General features: G+C 52.2%; 20 protein-coding genes. 8 read left to right on the top strand and 12 right to left on the bottom strand.

Annotation, left to right across the window (positions count from 1 at the left end; translation table 11 throughout):
• Positions 1 to 11 precede the first annotated feature (11 nt).
• Positions 12 to 1,253, bottom strand: coding sequence for a GTPase HflX (gene hflX, locus BN4275_RS06130; protein WP_118477895.1), 1,242 nt, complete (start codon positions 1,251 to 1,253; stop codon positions 12 to 14).
• A 163-nt stretch (positions 1,254 to 1,416) separates the two neighbouring features.
• Between hflX and BN4275_RS06135 the strand changes: the two genes are divergently transcribed.
• Positions 1,417 to 2,016 (top strand): DUF1638 domain-containing protein, encoded by a 600-nt coding sequence (locus BN4275_RS06135; protein WP_066455499.1) that lies wholly within the window; start codon positions 1,417 to 1,419, stop codon positions 2,014 to 2,016.
• Between the two features lie 57 nt (positions 2,017 to 2,073).
• Here BN4275_RS06135 and BN4275_RS06140 read toward each other — a convergent pair whose 3' ends face one another.
• The 8 genes from BN4275_RS06140 to BN4275_RS06175 all read right to left on the bottom strand — a co-directional run bounded on the left by BN4275_RS06140 (position 2,074) and on the right by BN4275_RS06175 (position 10,700).
• Positions 2,074 to 3,015 carry an SPFH domain-containing protein gene (locus tag BN4275_RS06140; protein WP_066455502.1) on the bottom strand — a complete coding sequence of 314 codons (942 nt, stop codon included), beginning with the start codon at positions 3,013 to 3,015 and terminating at the stop codon, positions 2,074 to 2,076.
• Positions 3,016 to 3,033: 18 nt separating this feature from the next.
• Complete coding sequence (locus tag BN4275_RS06145) at positions 3,034 to 3,501, bottom strand: NfeD family protein (RefSeq protein WP_066455504.1); 468 nt, start codon at positions 3,499 to 3,501, stop codon at positions 3,034 to 3,036.
• Positions 3,502 to 3,709: 208 nt separating this feature from the next.
• The gene (locus BN4275_RS06150) at positions 3,710 to 5,083 is read right to left on the bottom strand and encodes a hypothetical protein (RefSeq protein ID WP_066455507.1); all 1,374 of its coding nucleotides are present in this window, start codon (positions 5,081 to 5,083) and stop codon (positions 3,710 to 3,712) included.
• Positions 5,076 to 6,374, bottom strand: coding sequence for a DUF58 domain-containing protein (locus BN4275_RS06155; protein WP_066455509.1), 1,299 nt, complete (start codon positions 6,372 to 6,374; stop codon positions 5,076 to 5,078). The genes BN4275_RS06150 and BN4275_RS06155 overlap by 8 nt, the downstream gene beginning before the upstream one ends.
• Positions 6,374 to 7,333 (bottom strand): AAA family ATPase, encoded by a 960-nt coding sequence (locus BN4275_RS06160; RefSeq protein ID WP_066455511.1) that lies wholly within the window; start codon positions 7,331 to 7,333, stop codon positions 6,374 to 6,376. Before BN4275_RS06160 ends, BN4275_RS06155 begins: the two co-directional genes overlap by 1 nt.
• 182 nt (positions 7,334 to 7,515) lie before the next feature.
• Positions 7,516 to 8,682, bottom strand: a complete 1,167-nt coding sequence (locus BN4275_RS06165; RefSeq protein ID WP_066455515.1) for a phosphoglycerate dehydrogenase — start codon at positions 8,680 to 8,682, stop codon at positions 7,516 to 7,518.
• A complete protein-coding gene (gene serC, locus BN4275_RS06170; protein WP_066460237.1) occupies positions 8,682 to 9,767 on the bottom strand; it encodes a 3-phosphoserine/phosphohydroxythreonine transaminase in 1,086 nt (361 codons plus the stop codon). Before serC ends, BN4275_RS06165 begins: the two co-directional genes overlap by 1 nt.
• 264 nt (positions 9,768 to 10,031) lie before the next feature.
• The gene (locus BN4275_RS06175; protein ID WP_066455518.1) at positions 10,032 to 10,700 is read right to left on the bottom strand and encodes a nuclease-related domain-containing protein; all 669 of its coding nucleotides are present in this window, start codon (positions 10,698 to 10,700) and stop codon (positions 10,032 to 10,034) included.
• Between the two features lie 226 nt (positions 10,701 to 10,926).
• Here BN4275_RS06175 and BN4275_RS16990 point away from each other — a divergent pair, with 226 nt between their 5' ends.
• Positions 10,927 to 11,157, top strand: coding sequence for a hypothetical protein (locus BN4275_RS16990; RefSeq protein WP_079988118.1), 231 nt, complete (start codon positions 10,927 to 10,929; stop codon positions 11,155 to 11,157).
• Between the two features lie 224 nt (positions 11,158 to 11,381).
• The gene (locus tag BN4275_RS06190) at positions 11,382 to 11,891 is read left to right on the top strand and encodes a DUF4358 domain-containing protein (RefSeq protein WP_066455539.1); all 510 of its coding nucleotides are present in this window, start codon (positions 11,382 to 11,384) and stop codon (positions 11,889 to 11,891) included.
• 77 nt (positions 11,892 to 11,968) lie between these two features.
• On the opposite strand, the gene BN4275_RS06195 is transcribed toward BN4275_RS06190, so the two are convergent.
• The 3 genes from BN4275_RS06195 to BN4275_RS06205 form a co-directional block, all read right to left on the bottom strand.
• A complete protein-coding gene (locus BN4275_RS06195) occupies positions 11,969 to 13,612 on the bottom strand; it encodes a recombinase family protein (protein WP_066455541.1) in 1,644 nt (547 codons plus the stop codon).
• 76 nt (positions 13,613 to 13,688) lie between these two features.
• Positions 13,689 to 13,889 carry a hypothetical protein gene (locus tag BN4275_RS06200; protein WP_066453412.1) on the bottom strand — a complete coding sequence of 67 codons (201 nt, stop codon included), beginning with the start codon at positions 13,887 to 13,889 and terminating at the stop codon, positions 13,689 to 13,691.
• Positions 13,890 to 14,006: 117 nt separating this feature from the next.
• Positions 14,007 to 14,348: a plasmid mobilization protein gene (locus tag BN4275_RS06205; RefSeq protein WP_066453415.1), complete on the bottom strand. Its 342-nt coding sequence runs from the start codon at positions 14,346 to 14,348 to the stop codon at positions 14,007 to 14,009.
• A 373-nt stretch (positions 14,349 to 14,721) separates the two neighbouring features.
• Here BN4275_RS06205 and BN4275_RS06210 point away from each other — a divergent pair, with 373 nt between their 5' ends.
• From BN4275_RS06210 to BN4275_RS06230, 5 genes are all read left to right on the top strand, one after another.
• Complete coding sequence (locus BN4275_RS06210) at positions 14,722 to 14,985, top strand: CD3324 family protein (protein WP_202614985.1); 264 nt, start codon at positions 14,722 to 14,724, stop codon at positions 14,983 to 14,985.
• Between the two features lie 135 nt (positions 14,986 to 15,120).
• The gene (locus BN4275_RS06215) at positions 15,121 to 15,840 is read left to right on the top strand and encodes an Ntn hydrolase family protein (protein ID WP_066455549.1); all 720 of its coding nucleotides are present in this window, start codon (positions 15,121 to 15,123) and stop codon (positions 15,838 to 15,840) included.
• The gene (locus tag BN4275_RS06220; RefSeq protein ID WP_066455553.1) at positions 15,837 to 16,457 is read left to right on the top strand and encodes a CatB-related O-acetyltransferase; all 621 of its coding nucleotides are present in this window, start codon (positions 15,837 to 15,839) and stop codon (positions 16,455 to 16,457) included. Before BN4275_RS06215 ends, BN4275_RS06220 begins: the two co-directional genes overlap by 4 nt.
• Before the next feature lie 371 nt (positions 16,458 to 16,828).
• Positions 16,829 to 17,269 carry an RNA polymerase sigma factor gene (locus BN4275_RS06225; protein WP_066455556.1) on the top strand — a complete coding sequence of 147 codons (441 nt, stop codon included), beginning with the start codon at positions 16,829 to 16,831 and terminating at the stop codon, positions 17,267 to 17,269.
• Positions 17,259 to 17,471: a helix-turn-helix domain-containing protein gene (locus tag BN4275_RS06230; RefSeq protein ID WP_242863592.1), complete on the top strand. Its 213-nt coding sequence runs from the start codon at positions 17,259 to 17,261 to the stop codon at positions 17,469 to 17,471. Before BN4275_RS06225 ends, BN4275_RS06230 begins: the two co-directional genes overlap by 11 nt.
• Positions 17,472 to 17,818: the final 347 nt, after the last annotated feature.

Here is a 17,818-nt window from a genome sequence, read left to right on the forward strand (position 1 = left end):
GGGCTTCCCTTTTATCTGGCGTACTGCGCGACCTTATGCAGGATCTTCACATCAACCAGCGCGTCAAGTACGGTCCCGTCCTCCGCGTATTCCTGCGAAAAGACCTTCCCATCCCGCAAAATCTCATTGATAAGTCCGGTTTTATCGTATGGGATCAGCAGTTTGAGCCGTTTGTGGGTCGGCGCGAGCGCCTTGGCGGTCTTGCGCAGCAGCTCGTCAAATCCAAATCCGGTCTTTGCGGAGATCAGCGCGGTCAAATCGTTCACCGGCAGCGGAACCCGCGCAATCCGGTCGCATTTGTTGAGCACAGTGAGCACCGGCGTATCCTGTACGCCAAGTTCCTGCATCAGCTGTTTGGTCACCTGGATCTGCTCATCCGCCTCATCCGACGAAACGTCGCAGACGCACCAGAGCAGGTCGGCGTTCGCAGCCTCCTCCAGAGTCGATTTAAACGCCTCAACAAGCTGGTGCGGGAGCCTGCGCACCAGCCCGACTGTATCGACCAGCATGACCGAACGCCCGTCCGGCAGGCTCAGTGCCCGGGAAGTTGGATCAAGGGTTGCAAAGAGCTTATCCTCCGCGAGCACACCCGCGTCGGTGAGCGCGTTCAAAAGTGTGCTCTTGCCCACGTTTGTATAACCCACGATCGCGACGGTGGTTACTCCGTCTTTTTTACGGCGCGCGCGCAGCAGCCCCCGGCGTTTCTCAAGTTCCGCGAGCTGCTCCTGCAAGGACGCGATCCGCCGCCGGATATGCCGCCGGTCGGTTTCGAGCTGACTTTCGCCCGGCCCACGGGTACCGATGCCGCCGCCGAGCCGCGAAAGCGATGTGCCAAGGCCGGTGAGCCGCGGCAGCCGGTAACGCAGCTGCGCCAGTTCGACCTGCAGCTTGCCTTCAGCGGTGACCGCGCGCTGTGCAAAAATGTCAAGGATCAGGGTGGTGCGGTCGATGACTGGAACGCCGCAAGTCTTTTCCACATTCCGCTGCTGGCTTGGGGAAAGTTCGCAGTCGAAAATGACGAGATCCGCGCTTCCCCCTTCGCAGCAGGCGGCGACCTCTTCGAGCCGTCCGGCTCCGATCACTGTCGCCGGGTCAAAGGCCGGGCGTTTCTGTACTACCTTTGCCACCGTCTGAGCGCCCGCGGTTGCGGCCAGTTCTGAAAGCTCGTCGAGCGAGACTTCCACATCATATTCTCCGGTATCCGCCGCGATGAGAATTGCCCGCTGTAATATTTCCTGTTTATTCTCTATCATAGAACCAGTTTCCTCCATACCTGTACGGCTTATTCTTCCTCAATTGGGAGGCTTTCATCCGCGGCTGAACCCGCCAATATATTTTCCAGATTCTTTGCATTGATCATATCGCGTTTATGGTCTAAACTCAATGATAGATCAATGAATTGGATGTGAACAACCGATGAAGCTCTTGCTGATAACCTGTCCCCCGTTAGCACCCTATCTGGAGCGGATGCTCCCGCAAATCCCACATCAGTCGGAAATTTGCCTGCTGCCCGAGGACCTCTGTCAGAATCCCACAGCGGTGCGCGACAAGCTCGCCGGCGCCAAAGGCTGCGACGCGGCCGTGCTGCTGCCCGGCGCCTGCGTCGTGCCGGAAGAGGGCCTGCGCGCCGGAGAAATCCCGCTGGTGCTCCCGCGTGTACATAACAGCGTATCCCTGCTGCTCGGCAGCGCGGCCGCTTACCGCCGCCTGTACAGCTTCTACGACGGCAAGCTCTGCTGGAGCCTTCCCGAAAGCAACCGGGAACTCTTCCTGTCCTGCCCCGCCGCCGAATGCCAGGCTCTTTGCTATCTGGCGGACACCACGCTCGGTCTGCATGACACCAGCCTTTCGGCCCGGATCATTGCCCAGCACAACGACTGGGATTTTTTCCATGCTGAAGGCGATCTTTCGCTGCTCTCCCGCCTGCTTGCGGGCGACTGGCTCGGCGAGGACATTCTGCTTGTGCGTCCCGGCGAGACCGTTTCCCCAACCTACCGGCAGGATCTGCTGGCGTAACGATTTAAAAAGAGCCTTCCGGCCAATTGGCCGGAAGGCTCTTTTTCGCGGCAGGGTTTATGCTTTTTTGTCCGACATGATCTCCTTGAGGCTGGTGGCCAGGCCCGCCAGCGACTGGATCTCGCTCGGGATGATGATCTTGGTCGCTCGGCCGTCCGCCGCTTTCTGGAACGCCTCAAGCGATTTGATCTGCACGACCGTGTCACTGGCGTTCGCTTCGCTCAGGATGCGCAGCGCGTCGGCGTTCGCTTTCTGAACCAGCGCGATGGCTTCCGCCTCGCCCTGCGCCTCACGGATTTTCTGTTCCTTGACACCTTCGGCACGCAGGATCGCGGACTGTTTTTCCGCTTCGGCGCGCAGGATCGCGGATTCCTTCTCACCTTCCGCCACAAGGATCTGGCTGCGTTTTTCACCTTCGGCGCGCAGGATGGATTCGCGGCGTTCCCGCTCGGCCTTCATCTGTTTTTCCATCGCGTCCTGGATCTCACGCGGCGGCAGGATGTTTTTGAGTTCGACGCGGTTGACCTTGATGCCCCACTTGTCGGTCGCCTCATCCAGCGTGGCGGTGATTTTCGAGTTGATGACATCGCGGGAGGTGAGGGTGCTGTCAAGCTCCATCTCACCGATGATGTTTCGCAGGGTGGTCGCGGTCAGGTTCTCGATCGCGGAGAGCGGCCGCTCAACGCCATAGGTGAAGAGCTTGGCGTCGGTCACCTGGTAAAAGACAACCGTATCGATCTGCATGGTGACGTTATCCTTGGTGATTACCGGCTGCGGGGCAAAGTCCACGACCTGCTCCTTGAGCGAAACCTTCTTGGCGATGCTGTCGAAGAACGGCACCTTCACATGAAGGCCGGTTTCCCAGGTTGCAAAGTAGCTTCCGAGGCGCTCGACAACATAGACGCTCGCCTGCGGGACGATTTTGATATTTGAGACGATAACGATCAGGACAAACAGGATCAGTACAATCAGTACGATCGGCCAGATAAGAAACTCCATTTTCAGTCCTCCCCAAAATTATTGTTCCGTTTCGGTTTGTTTCGTATACGGTTCCACAATGAGCTTGACGCCGTCGATCGCCAAAACCCGAACCTTTTCCCCAGCTGGGATATCGCGGTTGTCCATGGTGCGCGCGGCCCAGCCGAGCCCCATTACCGCAACCCTGCCCGCGCCGAGATCGTTGTCGATCGTTTCCTGGACGACACCGATCTGGCCGATCACACGGTCGGCATTGGTGCTCTGCTTTTTGACCCGCAGAACCTTTTTGGCAAACGGGCGGGTGCAGAGCAGCAGCAGCGTGGATACCACGAGGAATACCGCCGCCTGCACGCCGATGGACGCGTCGAGCAATGCCGCCACAGCCGCCGCGGCTGCGCCAAGGGCAAACCAGATTGCGGTCAGCTGGACGCTCACGCCCTCCACGACCGCTAGAATAATTCCCAACACCAGCCAAAAGACCGGCGCGAGCTGTGCCCATGTACCCATAAAAAGCCCTCACTTTCCCAGAATCATAAATCGGTATCCAATGCGCATCTTCGCCGCAGACGCCGTTTTGCCTTTTCTCAGCTGTTTGCTTCGCCGTCTGTGATTACATTGTACCATATTTCTATGAAAATTCACAATGCCGGCCTGCGTCCGGTTGGCATATCCGGGGAGCGCTCAATTTCGCCCGCTAAAGTGTAGTCTCCCAATCTCACGTATTCTCTTCCATACTCTTTTTTTCTCGCTCAATCTTAATTTTGATGTTTGCCAGCAAATATTTCCTGCATGCGCGGCGCAGCGTGGAAATTTCCTTTCCCGGCATGGCATGGCGCAGGCTGTCCCGGTCTTCGGGGCCGAAATAAAAGCGGTCGAGCTGGATGCACAACTCCGAAAGCCGCGCGCGCAATGTTTCGTCCTGCATACCGGCCGCATCCGTCAGCCGCTTCAAGTAACACCGGCAGGTTTCGCCCTGGCCGCGCGGGATTTTATGCGCACGGCCCCAGTTTTCCAGAAACACCATCAGGCCCTGCGGCGTATTTTTGTACCACAGGCTGCACCAGAAAAATTTTACCGCAAGCCATTTTGCCGCAAACCAACGCCCAAACGCGCCGGACAGCGGGGATTTGCGGCGTTTGACCGCCGTTTTCCCACGCGGCGCGGCCTGCACCCGCAAAAGCCGCATCTTACGCAGCAGGATAACCGCCAAGATACAGGCCGCGGCCAGCGCCGCCACCACAAGCAGCACCAGCACCCATCCGGGCAGCATCTGCAGATCCATCTCCGGTTCGCCCGCCATCCCCATCCCGGGCAGCGGCTCGCCCATATCATAGGCTTGCTGGTCCGGTGCGGGCAGCAGCGAAAAGAGCCACAGGATAAACGCGCCAACCGCGCCCAGAATCGCCTTTATGGCCGAAACGCCGGTGACCACGGCTGTTTGCAGCCCTTGCCGCACCGGCAGCGCGAACATCGAGCCCGCTGCAAAAAGCAGTGCGGCAGCCACCGCTGCAATTGCGCAGAGCGCCACAATCCCCTGGCCTTTTGAAAGCGAAAGAGTTTCGCTTTTATCGCTGGTGACCCGGGCGCGCACGGTTGAAAGAAAACTGAGCACCACCGACGCAAAGAGGCAGACATTATAAAGCGGCGGGAAGGCCACCACGCCGATCTGGGTAAAAATGAGCAGAGCCGTACCGATAATCGCGCATTCGGTGTAGCCGAGATACCGGTCCCTGGGAATCGGCACCACACAGATATAGGCACAGCGGAAAACAGCGATCCCCACAAACAAAACGGCAAAGAGATGCGGCCCAATGCCCTGCAGTGAGGAAAAAAACAGAAACACCAGGGCCAGCTGCACCGCATAGATCGCCGCACCCATCGCAGCCAGCTGCGGGATGGTGCATCCCCGCCTTGTGACCCACAGGTTCAACAGGTAGGTCAAAAACGCCATGCAGGCCCATGGCAGGATCTCAATCTCCATTGCCACGTCGGTCTGCAGAAAGGAAAACTGGAAGAAAAGGCTGGCCATAAAGCTCAGCTCAGTAAAGATCGCGGTAAAATCCGCAACCGATGCCCGTCGTTCACCCATGCGCGCCGCCCCCTTCCAGCGTATGCAGCGGGACCACTTTATAATCCAAAAATTCCGCTCCCGACTCCCTGGACGGCAGATATTCGCGGTATGGAACCAGTGTCACACTGTAGATGCCCAGCTCGTCCAGCAGCCCCTTGCAGGAGATTTCCGCCACATCATAGGTAAAGAAGTAAACCTGCCCGATGCCTTCCTTGGCACGGGCAAGCTCCGCCTCCTCAAAGGCCGATGCCGGGCTTTCGGGATCGTAGCCCGCCAGATTGAACAGCAGGTCGGAAACCGCGGCGCTCTGATCCGCCGAAAAGAGGTTTACCGCACCCATCGACCTGCTCGCGGGCAGAGAAAGCCCGCACCGCACCTGCGCTTCCTCCAGCCGCAGCGCGGCCGAAGCCAACAGGCTGATGGCCTGCTCCAGCTCCTCATTGTCCGGGCTCCGGTTTAAAAAGGATCCGCCGTCCAGGATGAAATGCACCGATTTCGGCATGATCGTTTCATATAACTTGACCTCAAGCTCCTCCTTACGCGCCGCCATCCGCCAGTTGATCCGTTTCCACGGATCAGTGCTCTGGTAAGCGCGTTCTCCGCGGATGACGGTCGGATCCTCAAAGTATCCCTTCGCGCCCGATTTCGCATCCCAGAGGTTCTGCAAAAAGAGGTCGGTGCGCACCGGCACAATCCTTGGATAGACCACAAAGACCGGGCTGCGCTCCACCGGATATGGTTTTTCAATCTGGGTGAGCCCAAACCCGTCCCCAGAGCGCAAAAGCACATGGTCAAGCGGATAAATACCGCGGCGGCGCGCCGTCCAGCAACTGTCCCATTCGAGTGTCTGGTGCCACATGATAAAAGCAAATTTCTTTTTGAGCAATGTGCGGACAACCTCGCGGTCCTCCAGCTCCTTTTCCTGCACGGTGAGCTCGTACACCTCGAAGTCGTCGCCCGGGGTAAGGCAGTTGTTCGGCGGGGTCTGCTGCAAAAGCTCCAGCCAGACAAGCGGCAGCAGCTTGCCGTTCGTGATCCGGTACCGGATCACGACTTCCTGCCCGGCAAAGATATTGGCCGATTCAGCCCCAATTTCGACAATTACGTTTTTAAGCGCCTTCTGTCCCCAAAACCGGGACATCAGGCAGATCGCCAGCACGAAAAGCAGAAACGCCGCCAGCAGCATCTGCCCTCCCAGCACCGCCAGACAGATGGCCACCAGTACCCCAGCAAGAAACCCGGCGCTGACCATCACACTGGAAAGCCCCGCAATCCGCTGCTTCTTTTCCTTTCTCAGCTCCTCAGCCATCAGAAACGGTCCTTCCGGGCCGGCGGGACCGGCACCTCCTCCAGAATCTTTTCGATAATCTGCGCGTTGCCGGTATGGGAGAGACGCGCCTCATTTGAGAGCATCATACGGTGCGCCAGCACCGGGACGGCAATTTCCTGCACATCATCCGGCGTGACAAAATTCCGGCCTTCCATCGCGGCTCTGACCTTGGCGGCTTTATAGAGAGCGCGCGACCCGCGCGGGCTCACGCCGAGCTTCACCAGCGGATGTACACGGGTCGCCTGTGCGATTGCAACAATATAGTCCGCCACATCGCCCGCGATGGCGATTTCCCGCGCCTGCCGCTGCATTGCGGCCAGCTCTTCCGCACAGGTCACGGTCCGCACCGCTTCGAGCGGGACAGCGTCGCCCAGATTGTCGAGCATGGCTCGTTCCTCCGCGTGCTGCGGATAGCCGAGCGACAGCCGTATCATGAACCGGTCCATCTGCGCCGCCGGGAGCCGGAAGGTGCTCTCGGATTCGACCGGGTTCTGGGTGGCCATCACCACGAACGGAACGGGAAGCGGAAAGGTTTCGCCGTCGATCGTGACCTGTTTTTCCTCCATCGACTCAAGCAGCGCGGACTGTGTGCGCGGAATCGCGCGGTTGATCTCGTCCGCGAGCAGGATATTTGTCATGACCGGACCCTTCATCAGCTGGAATTCGCCCTTTTTCTGGTTGTAGATGTTCATGCCCACGATGTCTGACGGCAGCAGGTCGGGGGTAAACTGCACCCGGCGCGAATCGCAGCCGAGCACCTTGGAAAGGGTCTTGACGAGCGTCGTCTTGCCGACGCCCGGCATATCGTCCAGCAGGATATGCCCTTCCGCCAGAATGGTCATGATCATCAGTTTGATCTGCGCTGTTTTCCCCACAATAATTTTTTCGGTTTCCGCAACCATTTCCCCTGTGAGCGCAGGAATCGATACGCCCGCCATAGTTCCTCATCCCTTTTCCCAAAATTAATTAAACGTTTAATGATGTCGCGAATATGGTACATTATAGCATGTTTTTTTGCACGAATCGTGGCTATTCTGTGAATTCCCCATCCGGATATTGCCCCATGAAATAAAAAAACCGCGCGGCCGGCCGGCCGCGCGGTTGGGTTCTGATTTGCTGTTTAGTGGAAAATATTCACCCGGATCACACCTTCAATCGCGCGCAGCTTGGCAACGATATCATCGGTGATAACGCCGTTGATGTCGACCATCGTATAGGCGAAGTCCCTCCGGGATTTGTTGGTGAGGTTTTCGACGTTGAGCCCCTCGTCCGAAAGGATGGTAGTGATCTTGGTGAGCATTGCCGGGATATTGCGGTGGATGATCGCCACCCGGATATCTCCGCTGCGATCCATATGGATGCTCGGCATGTTCACCGAATTTTGGATGTTTCCGTTTTCGAGGTAATCGACCATCTGCTGGGCGGCCATTTTGGCACAGTTGTCCTCGCTCTCGGGCGTGGACGCGCCCAGGTGCGGGATGACGAGCACACCAGGCTGGCCAAGCAGTTCCTCGCTCGGGAAATCTGTGACATAGCAGCGAATCTGCTTTTCCTCGAGGCCTTCAAGCAGATCCTCATTGACCACCAGCTCACCGCGCGCAAAGTTGAGGATGCGCACGCCGTGTTTCATCATGGCGATCGATTCGGAATTGATCATCCCTTTTGTTTCGGAGGTCGCCGGAACATGCAGGGTGATGAAGTCGCAGTTTTCATAAATTTCGCGCAGGCTGGTCGCGTGCTTGATGTCGCGGGAGACATTCCACGCCGTATCGACCGACATATACGGGTCGTAGCCGTAGACCTCCATCCCGAGATGTCGTGCGAAGTTCGCAACCATGACGCCGATCGCGCCCAGACCGATGACGCCGAGCTTTTTGCGGTAGAGCTCCGGCCCGACAAACTTCGATTTGCCCTTTTCCACCAGCTTCGGGACATTTTCTCCCTCGCCCTTCAGCGTCTGCACCCAGACCATGCCCGGATAGATCTTGCGCGCCGAGATGAGCAGGCCGCAGATGACCATTTCCTTGACGGCGTTCGCGTTCGCGCCGGGGGTGTTGAATACGACGATGCCTCGCTCGCTGCATTTGTCCACCGGGATGTTGTTGACGCCGGCGCCCGCGCGCGCGACCGCCTCAAGCGATTCCGGAAGCTCCATCTCGTGCATCGAAGCGGAACGCACCAGTATCCCGTCCGGATTGCCGACGTCATCGCTGATGCGGTATTTGTTCTTGTCAAAGACATCCAGCCCGTTGGGGCTGATCTTGTTGAGGATCTGAATATTATACATCAGGCGTTCTCCTCTTCAAACTTTTTCATAAACCCGACCAGCTTCTCCACGCCTTCGATGGGCATGGCGTTATAGATGGACGCGCGCATGCCACCGACCGAACGGTGGCCCTTGAGATTGACAAACCCGGCTTTTGCCGCTTCGGCCACAAATTTCTTGTCAAGCTCGACGTCCCCGGTGACAAACGTCGCGTTCATCAGCGAACGGTCCGCTTTCTCAACCGGCGCCTTGAAGAGTCCGGAAGCGTCAAGGTAATCATAGAGGAGTTTTGCCTTTTTCCGGTTGCGTTCCTCCATCTTCGCCAGTCCGCCGATCTCGTCACGAATCCATTCCAGAACCAGCTTGCAGATATAGATCGGGTAACAGGGCGGGGTATTGTACATCGAGCCGTTGTCCGCATGGGACTTGTAGTTGAGCATGGTCGGGCAGCTTTCCCGCGCATGCCCGATGAGATCCTCCCGGATGATCACGACGGTGAGTCCGGCCGGGGCCATATTCTTCTGTGCGCCCGCGTAGATAAGGCCAAACTTGGAGATATCCACCGGCTGCGACAGGATACAGGAGGACATATCCGCCACCAACGGCACATCCCCGGTTTCGGGCAGGTCATGGTAGACGCTGCCGTAGATGGTGTTATTCATGCAGATGTGGAAATAGTCCGCATCCTTGGTAAAGGCCGCGGGATCAAGTTTCGGGATATAGCTGAAATTCTTGTCCTTTGAGGACGCGACCAGATTGACCTGACCGAACCGGCAGGCTTCCTGATACGCCTTGTTCGAAAACTGGCCAGTGACGACATAATCCGCCTTTCCGGAACCGTTCATGAGGTTGAGCGGAACCATGGCGAACTGGGTGGAGGCGCCACCCTGCAAAAACAGCACTTTGTAATTGTCGGGAATCCCCATGACCTCCCGCAGGAGCGCTTCGCATTCAGCGATGATCGTTTCAAATTCTTTGGAGCGGTGGCTCATCTCCATGACCGACTGCCCGCATCCGTTGTAATCAAGCATCTCGGCGGCGGCACGTTTCAGAACGCTTTCCGCGAGCATCGACGGGCCGGCCGAGAAGTTATAAACCCTTGCCATCATTCATTTCCTCCCAATTGAAAATAACGGTCAATGACGCATTATTCTCATTATATTTCCATCCCGCGGGATAGTCAACGCAATTGACGATTTAATTCGATAAAACCATCAAATTTTGCATGATCGCACAGTCCAAATTGCAGCCCTGCCGCACAAATTGGTTGAACCGCCTGTAACAGTTCCACGGAAAGCAGCCCTTCTCCCGCGTTTTTTCATATTCGGGAGCGGCAGATACGGGGCGGCCGGATGGCCGCCCCGCAGGATTCACGCTTTCTGTTCCGGTTGTTTTTCCTGCTCCGGTTTTGTCTCCGGCTGTTTCTCCGGTACCGGTTCCGGCTGCTTCAGCCCCGCCTTGAGCGCCGCGGCAACCTTTTCAATGTCCACGTCGCGGTCCTCGTCGAACTTCGTCTTGTTCAGATAACCGCGCAGATTGCGCAGCAGGACTACATCCTCACTCATGACATAGGTCTGGGTACGCTTACGCCCGCGTCCGGTGAGCACCGCGGCGCGTTCCACAGTTACCTTGATCCCTTCCTTTTTGAGCAGGGTATTGACCCTTCCGGCACACTGTCCCGCAATCGGGAAAGGATTTTTGATCCTGCCGACCGAATCGTCCAAGGCAACCGTCCAGCTCTCGTCGTCCGCCTTGCCGGAATAGATGCCGGGGTAAGTCAGGTCATAGACCAGCAGCACCCCGAAATAACCAATCAGGATGTGGTCCGCCCAGCCGGAAAGCCCATCGTTTACCAGAACCGCGTCATCAATGACCTGTGCGCCGCGCAGCTTGGCGTAGCTGCGCAGGATTTTGGAAACCCGTTTATGTTCACCAGCGAGCCCGGCTTTAACCCGCATCGCCAGCATGCACTGGTACAGAACTGCTCCAATCAGGCATGCTATGCTGATCCCGACGATCACCTTATCCATAGTCGTCATGCTATCGAACCTCTTTCCGAAAATAAAGCCGCACCGGCCTTAAAAGAATATTGTTATCATGATACCAAATTCGACTTCTTTTTGCAAGGACCTGACGCATCCGTCCCTTTTTACTTTTGGACTGATGGGTAGTGACTTCACCAATTTCGCTATGCCTTGATTGAAACAGAAAGATATGATAAGGTAAATAAAAAGACAAATCGGAAGTTGTTGGGAGCTAAGCACTATGAAAAAGGTTTTAATTGGTGGTTTTATTTCATTGATTGGGAGCATTTGGACGTTGGCCATCACTTTGCTGGCAGCCAATAATTTAACTTCTGAATGGCCAACACCACCGGGAAGATTTTTAACTACGATATCTGAATTTGGCATAATGCCTTACTTTGTGATTTCAATTGTATTCCTGCTTTTAGGCATTGTTTTAATGGCAATTGAGTATTTCAAAAAAGAAAACTGACTTTCTTTTGTCGGGCAGCTGCCTTCATTTTCCTATTTTCGCCAAACGCGGACAGCCAAATATCCGCGCTTTTCCCGTAACGAGGCGGCGCGGCCGCAGGCGCCCCGAAAAGTAAACATTGTTTGAAGCTTCCGCCCGTCTGCTTGACTAACCTGCAAAATCCGTTATACTTAGTTAGGTACGGGATACCTGTACCTAATGTTGCAAGGGAAAGAGGTGCTGCCATGAAGAAGCTTTTGGCGCTGCTGTGCGCGCTGACGCTCCTATCCGCTCTGTCCGGCTGCGGAAAACCGGCAGCGGACGTGACCGAGCTGCCCATCTCCTCCATTTCGGTCGTGGAGGTCGCCGACCCGGAACAGGCGATCCGTGAAATCTACGCGGAGATCACGATGGCCGGAATATCCGATGCTGACGACAGGGTGCTGCAGGACAAGTTTCTGATTGATCCGGACATGCTGGAGGATTACGTGGTCAAGTATTCAAGCGGCCGGTTCGGCGTGGCCGATGTGTTCATCCTGAAACCTGTCGAGGACGAGGTGCTCACTGTGCGCGAAGCGCTCGAAAAGGTGAAGCTCAGCCGTGTCAAGGAGTTTGAAAATTACGACATCTATAATTCCTATCAGATCGCGCAGGACGCGCAGATCTTTGAACAAGGGGATTATGTGATCATGCTTATGCTCGAGGACACCGAAAAAGCACGCGGGATCATTGACAAATATATCCCCAAAAGCTGAATGGAAAAAAGGACGGCCGTTAGGGCAGCACTCATAAAACAGCATAAGAATGTTTTCGGGAAACGGCGTAGCTTCGGCTATGCCGTTTCTCCGTTTGATAGGTCATAGAGCAAGGTCGCGGGGAGTATTCCCACAAGGTCATAGGAAATGTCTATCTGCTGTTCCCTATGCCCGCTTGACTTGTCGGGAGCGTGAACATATACCGCCTTTACCATATCATTCAGAATAGCGGGCGTCAGCTCGTCCAAGTCTAAATACTTCCGTACCTTACCGATAAACCTGTCAATGTTTTCTGCCTGTTCTTCCTGCTGTATAATTTCTTCGTTCAGTTGCAACAGCTTTTCCCGCAATTCTTCCTGCTCCTGCTCGTAATCGTCAGAGAGCATTTGAAATCTGCTGTCGGAAAGTTTTCCGTTGGCGTTATCTTCATAAATACGCTTAAATAGCCTGTCCAATTCTTTAATGCGCCGTTCCGCTTGCGTCAGTTGCCGCCGCTTCGCCGTAAGTTCCCTTTTCGCTTCGACTTTCTGCTTCGCACCCATAGCTTTTCTAAATCGTTCTTCATGGGTAGACACACAGGCAATCACAAGACGCATATGAGCAAGGACACCCTGTTCCAATACAACGGCGCGGATAAAGTGCGTCGGACAAACTTCTTTCCCTTTGAGCCTTGAAGTAGAGCAAACAAAATGGTCTTGCCGCGCTTCAAAGTTTCTACTTGTGCAGTAATACAGCTTTTCCCCACAGTCGGCACAGCGTACAATGCCGGAGAACAGATTGGTCTTGCCCGTCCTTGTTGGGCGGCGTTTATTCTTCCGCAAGTCCTGTACCCGTTCCCATGTGTCAGCGTCTATGATTGCTTCATGGGTATTCTCAAACACAAGCTGTTTTTCTTTGGGATTGTAACAGGTCTTTTTGCTCTTGTAGGACTGCTTGGAGGTCTTGAAGTTTACCGTATGCCCTTGATACTCTGGACGCTCTAAAATATCGGCTATGGTGTCGCCCGTCCAGTTGTACGGATTGTCCGGCGGCGTGTTCCTCGTTGCCCTGCCTGTCCGCTGAAAATGAATAGTCGGCGTTATGACTTTTCCATCTTTCAGAATGCGGGCAATCTGCGACGGCCCGTAACCCTCTAAGCAGAGAGCAAATATCCGCTTGACTACTTCGGCGGCGGTTTCATCTACAATCCAACGCTTTTTGTTGTCGGGGTCTTTTATGTAGCCGTAGGGCGGGTTGGTACAAAGATGTTCCCCCGCTTCCCCTTTGGACTTCATCACAGCGCGTATCTTCTTGCTTGTATCGCGGCAATACCACTCGTTGATGATATTCAAAAATGGGGTAAAGTCGTTTTCCTGTTGGTTTGCGCTGTCTACGCCATTGCTGATAGCGATAAACCGCACGCCCTTTTCGGGAAAAAGAACATCCGTATAAAGTCCCACGCGCAGATAGTCGCGCCCAAGACGGGACATATCCTTAACAATCAAGGTCGCTACTTCGCCGTTTTCGATTTTCTCAACAAGTTCACACCAAGAGGGTCTATCGAAGTTCGCCCCGGAATACCCGTCGTCCACGAAAAACAAGATATTTTTGAAGCCATTTTCCTTTGCGTATTTACTCAAAATCGCCTTTTGATTTACAATGCTGTTGCTGTCGCCCTGTAATTCGTCGTCGCGTGATAAGCGGCAATAGAGGGCGGTAATTTTGTCAGACTGCCTTAACATAGAATGTTCCTCCTTTATCGGCGGGCAGTCTGCCAATACAGGATTGCTTGTATCTATTGTATCGGCTCCGGCGTTTTTAATCAACATCTTTCTTCGCTTTTTCCTGTTCCATAAGCCGTAAAACCTTATGGGGCAGGCTCCTTTCCCCGTCATAGCTGCCCGTAAACCGATAAAGTGTCCTGCCGGATTTTATCGCGACTTCTCGCTTTGGCAATTCATAGGCAAGCGGATTTTTTACCACGATATGCCCGTTTTTAAGTATTCGTTTCCGTTCCATTCCTTTCCGTCCTTTCCTTTGAAATCGGGGTTTACAGTTTCGTAGCAAGCATAGGAACCGGATAGCCTGTTCCGTATTTTGCCCTGCAAAACGCTTGTTGGGAAGTATCCCAAACCCTCATTTTGTAAGCCTCTTGAATTGCAGAAGCAGCCGACGCTCCAATCGCCACACTTCTTTCATGAGCCGCTTTATCTCGTCCATATCGTCGGTGTAAATGTGCGCTGTTTCATTGATACGCCTTGCAATCTGATTGACGTTTACACCGATTTTCTGAAGCTGCGCCGTATGCGCTTTGACCTCTTGCAAATCTAAAACAATAATGTACCCGTCGATAAGCATTTTTCGAGAGTAAGCAGATAGATTTATCATCGGTATTTGCTTCATCTTTTTTTCAATCAACGCCCGTTCTTCCTCTGTTACTCGTACAATGATTTGTACATTCCTTTTCCTATTCTCCATTCGCATTTCTCCTTTCACTACCTACAACACCGCAGGGGGCGATTTTGACGAAGTTTCAGAGAAGATTTTTAAAAAAGTTCTCTCACTTCTTAATACGGGGAAAATCGAAAAATGCCAAAGACAGAGGCAGAATAAGAGGCAAAATAAACCACAATTTAGTTGATACAGAACTAATGATATGCTACACTAATTTTGTATCAGCCTTTAGATTAGGACGAAAGAAGTGATTTATATGTGCATCAACACCGAAAAGAAAAATAAAGGTTTTCTCCATGCAAAGCCAGTAGATTGCGACGGTTGCATGGAGTAAAATAGTCGCAAAATAAAAATGCTGGCTTTGCAACTTGACTATCATATCAAGGAGGAAGCCCGCATGAAATATTTAAATGCACAAGTTGTTCTTCCTGACGCATTGGTAAAAGAGTTGCAAAACTATGTTCAAGGTGGGTATATCTATGTGCCTATTGAGCAGGAACAGCAAAAGCGTTGGGGAGAAGTTTCCGGCTATCGGCAAGAATTGGAACAGCGTAATCAGCAGATAAAAGAAGAATACCAAAGCGGTATTTCTATGGAATGCTTATCTGAAAAATATTGTTTATCTTTATATGCCGTTCGGAAAATTATATATCAGAAGTAATCGTAAGGGGCTGCCAAGTTGCAGCCCCTTATTTTTATACAAATTGGTTCGGTGTCATACGGTATATAGAATATCTGTTTCAATAGCTGTAATATAAAAGAAAAATATACGAAGATTATAGGAAAGGCAATTATTATGTGTACCAGATTTGTTTATCATGGAAATGATATTATTACAGGGTTTAATTTTGACATTGACCTCTCCGTATGGAAACATAGAGTGATTGAAGGAAAGGAACGTTTCTATATTGGAATTTTGCGTCCAGACGGAATTTATCACTCTTATCATGGCGTTAATCAAAACGGAAATGTTGGAACATTGCTATATGTACATGGCAATCCTGCCGGAGCATTTAGGGACAGCCCAGGCTGCATGACGATTGCAGATTTGACAGAACAATTTATCAAGGCGCAAATTTCCTTTGATGATGCGCTTCGGATTGTAAAAACAAAGAAGATTACATATGCGCCGGATGCCACCATGCAGGCTATGTTATCAGATGTTCATGGACGAGTGTTGATAATCGAGCCGGGGATTGGTTATCGGGAAGAACATAAAAAATACTCTTTGATAACGAATTATTCTTTGCTGAAACCGGAAAGCACGAAGAACTATATTGTACCGGGTGATGACAGGTACGAAAGGGCTTTGCAATTATTGGATAACTATGAAAACGATTTTTCGGTTTCAGACGCATTTACATTTCTTTATGCTGTCCGGCAGGAGGGAGCATGGGCTACCAGAGTTTCTTTTGTTTACTCTGCAAAGGAGCAGGCGGTGTATTATGCGGTAAATAATCAATTTGACCATATCAAAAAATTTGTATTTCCACTCACAGGAAAGGAGAAATTATGACCGAGAAGCTTTATCCGCGCTCAAAAGATAAAGATACAGTCTATTTGAAAAGTATTATTTCCAATCCCAATATTATAGTTGGCGATTATACGATGTATAACGATTTTGTTCGCGAACCGAAAGACTTTGAAAAAAACAATGTATTGTACCAATATCCAATCAATAAAGATAAATTGATAATTGGAAAGTTTTGTTCGATAGCTTGCGGAGCGAAGTTCATCTTTAACAGTGCAAATCACACCTTATCTTCACTTTCAACATACCCGTTCCCTATCTTTTTTGAAGAATGGGGATTAGATGTAAAGAATATTACGAAAGCGTGGGACAACAAAGGCGATATTGTTATTGGGAATGATGTTTGGATTGGATATGAAGCTGTTATCATGGCAGGAGTTACGATTGGGGACGGCGCTATCATTGGAACACGCGCCGTCGTTACAAAAGATGTTCCACCATACACAATCGTGGGCGGTGTTCCGGCAAAACCAATAAGAAAACGCTTTACACAAGATACGATTGATACTCTGCTTAAAATAAAATGGTGGGATTGGTCTAAGGAACAGATTACACAACATATGGCCGAGATACAGTCGGGAAGAATTGAACACCTGATATAATTGCCGCACGACGGCAAAAGAAAAAAGCCGTCGTCCAGCAGATGATTTGACACGCCTATTTGAAGCGGCGGCTTTGAGAAAATCAGAGCCGCCGTTTTGCTGTGTCCAAAGCAAACCTATGACGACTTACAGGGATATGGCGGTATCAAGGAGGTATTGCCATGTCTTTATATATTTGCTTTATGCCGCCTAACGGCTACCTGTCAAAAAAAGCCCGTTCCTGCCTACGGGATATTGCGGCTGTCAAGAGGATCTCTCACATCATCATAAATGCCTTGTCATATCATATAGCATAGCCGCCTGTTCAGTTTTGCGCTGTACAGGCGGTTTTTGTTATAGCCCTCATTCCAAACGGAAAGGGGGTGAACATAATGTTATCCACAGAATACAGAGAAAGTATTGAACGCCGGTTTCACGCATTTTGCAAAGCCGTATTGCACAATGAAGCCTGTAATTATTACAGGGAGCAGAAGCGCAAGGTGCAGCGTGAAATATCCTTTGAGTATCTGCAAGAGAACACGTCTTTTGCACCGCACAGCATGGACGAATACTTTGTCTTGCAGGACAAGCTTACTGCCTTTGAAGTCAACGGGCAGACGGTTATTGTTGACAGCGAGAAGTTAGCAAAAGCCTTGTTGTGCCTATCGGAACGGTGGCGGGAGATTATCCTTATGCGTTATTATTTGCAATTAAGAGATAAGCAGATTGCGGCGTTATTGGGAAAACCGCGCACAACGGTCAACTATCAGAAAAACGCAGCTTTGAAGCAGTTGCGGACAGAAATGGAGAAGATGAATAATGATGAAAAATAGCAAATACGACCTTGTTCCCTATGAAGTGATTGAACGGGCAATCACAGGCGATACCGCCGCGCTCCTTGCGGTACAGGAACGGCACAAAGCCTACATAGGCAGACTAAGCAGAGGGAACGCCGATATGAAAGAGCGATTGAACGCCAAGCTGCTTATGGCTGTTTTGAAGTTCCAACTGGAGTATCAGTCGCCGCATAAGTAGAAAAGCCATGAAAAACCGTCAAGGGTCAAGATGAACGGCTACGCCGCCCTTGACGGTTTTCCATGTCCTTGCTATGGGGCAATCAAGAGGGCGCAAACGGATAGACCGCTTGCGCCCTCTCTAAATTATGGGGTTCTTTGTCACGCAATAGAGGTTGAAAAAGCCTGTATTCATGCGGCGTTGCAAAGGCAAAATGAGGGTAGGTAAGGGTTTTATACTCGTACCCCTCAAAATGGCGTTCTACTGCGTAACAATTTCATTATTATAGTGTTGATAAAGGAACATATTAAAACCTTAGCATACCAAAAGACTTATGGGGCATTTCAGCGTAAAGGAAGAAGCTTCTG

The sequence above is a fragment of the Anaerotruncus rubiinfantis genome (genome assembly GCF_900078395.1).
In the GTDB taxonomy this organism is placed as follows: Bacteria; Bacillota; Clostridia; order Oscillospirales; family Ruminococcaceae; genus Anaerotruncus; species Anaerotruncus rubiinfantis.